The following is a 2,099-nucleotide window of genomic DNA, read 5'->3' as shown; positions in this document are numbered from 1 at the left end:
GGGCGACCGCATCGCGGTGGTGGGCGGCGGCGTGGTCGGGCTGCTGGTCGCCTGGCTGGCGGCCCGACTGCCGGGCTGCGAGGTCGAGCTGGTCGACCTGCGGGCATCGCGGCGCGCGATGGCCGAGCGGCTCGGCGTGGGGTTCGCCCAGCCCGCTGGCGCACGCACCGATGCCGACCTGGTGCTGCATGCCAGCGGCCAGCCCGAGGGCCTGGCCACGGCCTTGCGGCTGGCCGCTTTCGAGGCCACGGTGATCGAACTCAGCTGGTACGGACGGCGGGTGGTTCCGCTGCCGCTCGGCGAGGCCTTCCATTCGCGGCGGCTGGTGCTCAAGAGCTCGCAGGTGGGGCAGGTGGCGGCGGCGCAGCGCAGCCGCTGGTCGCACCGGCGGCGCCTCGCGCTGGCCTTGTCGCTGCTGCGCGATCCCGTGCTCGATCTGCTGGTCACCGACAGCGCGCCCTTCGAGCAGCTGCCCGAGGTGCTGGCGCGTCTCGCCGCCGGCGCGCCGGACACCCTGTGCCAGCGAATCGACTATCCCTGAAACCGAAACCGACAGGACTTCAGCATGTACAGCGTCAACGTCCGCGACCATTTCATGATCGCCCACAGCTTTCGCGGCGAGGCCTTCGGGCCGGCCCAGCGCCTGCATGGCGCCACCTACGTGGTCGATCTCGAATGTCGCCGCGCCGAGCTCGATGCCGACGGCATGGTGGTCGACATCGCGCGGGCCACCGAGGTGCTGCGCAGCGTTCTGGCCGAGCTCAACCTGCGCAATCTCGACGACGATCCGGCCTTCGAAGGGCGCAACACGACCACCGAATTCATGGCCCGCGTGATCTTCGACCGCATCGCCGCGCGCATCGCGGCCGGCGATCTCGGGCCGCATGCGCGCGGTCTGTCGGGCCTGCGCGTGCGGCTCAACGAATCGCATGTGGCCTGGGCCGCCTATGAGGCCGCGCTGCCGGCGGGCGCCGATTGAACGCGGGCTGCAACTTCCTGGTGCCGGGCGAGCTCGGCACCCGCACCGGCGGCTACACCTACGACCGGCGAATCATCGACGGGCTGCGCGCCGCCGGCTGGCAGGTCGACCTGCAGTCGCTGGGGCCCGGCTATCCCGATCCCGATGCGTCAGCCCTGGCCATGGCTCGCCGCGTGGTCGAGGCGCTGCCCGATGACGCGCTGGTGGTGGTCGACGGCCTGGCTTTCGGCGTCTTGGCCGAGCTGGCGGCGGCCCACGCCCGGCGGCTGCGATGGGTCGCGCTGGTCCATCACCCGCTGTCGCTGGAGACCGGGCTCGGGCCCGAGCGGCAGCGCGCGCTGTTCGACAGCGAGCGGCACGCGCTGGCTTCGGCGCGCGGCGTGATCGTCACCAGCCGCGCCACGGGTCGGGCGCTGGCCGCCTTCGATGTCGATGCCGGGCGGATCGCCGTCGTCGAACCCGGCACCGATCCCGCTGCGCTGGCGCAGGGTTCGGGCACGGCCGCGCCGACGCTGCTGTGCGTCGCCACGGTGACGCCGCGCAAGGGGCACGCGCTGCTGGTCGAGGCATTGGCCGGCCTGAAGGATCGGCCGTGGATCCTGCTTTGCGTCGGCAGCCTCACGATGGATGCGGCCTGCGCCGCGGCGGTGGCGGCGGAGATCGACGCCCACGGCCTGCAGGGGCGCGTGCGGCTTCTGGACGAGCGCGACGAGGCCGGGCTGCGCGCACTCTATGCGGTGGCCGACGTCTTCGTGCTGCCGTCCTTCCACGAGGGCTACGGCATGGCGCTGGCCGAAGCGCTGGCGCATGGCCTGCCGGTGATCAGCACGCTGGCGGGCGCGATTCCGGACACGGTGCCCGCAGCGGCGGGCCTGCTGGTGCCGCCAGGCGACGTCGGCGCGCTGCAGCGCGCCTTGCAGCAAGTGCTGGACGATGCCGGCCTGCGGTCAAGGCTGTCCGAAGGCGCGCGCGAAGCTCGGCGCGGCCTGCCGACCTGGGACGACAGTGCGGCGCGCTTCGCCGCCGCGCTCGAGAACGCCGCCCGGGCGCCGCGCGCATGACCGGCTTCAGCGCCGACTGGCTCGCGCTGCGCGAGCCTTTCGATCTGGCGGCACGCGGC

At 73.3% G+C, this 2,099-nt stretch carries 3 protein-coding genes; all 3 read left to right on the top strand.

All coding sequences use genetic code 11. The features are described from left to right. The coding region (locus AC1DY5_RS52910) for an MDR/zinc-dependent alcohol dehydrogenase-like family protein (RefSeq protein WP_478122230.1) at positions 1 to 541 on the top strand (541 nt) is incomplete at its 5' end. A 24-nt stretch (positions 542 to 565) separates the two neighbouring features. Beyond that, positions 566 to 979: a 6-pyruvoyl trahydropterin synthase family protein gene (locus AC1DY5_RS52905; protein WP_478122229.1), complete on the top strand. Its 414-nt coding sequence runs from the start codon at positions 566 to 568 to the stop codon at positions 977 to 979. Continuing rightward, positions 976 to 2,040, top strand: a complete 1,065-nt coding sequence (locus AC1DY5_RS52900) for a glycosyltransferase family 4 protein (RefSeq protein ID WP_478122228.1) — start codon at positions 976 to 978, stop codon at positions 2,038 to 2,040. Before AC1DY5_RS52905 ends, AC1DY5_RS52900 begins: the two co-directional genes overlap by 4 nt. The last annotated feature ends 59 nt before the right edge of the window (positions 2,041 to 2,099 follow it).

The organism is Variovorax sp. P4_D9, assembly GCF_056401695.1.
Note: the sequence above shows the minus strand (reverse complement) of the source record. Positions and strands in the feature narration are given on the sequence as shown.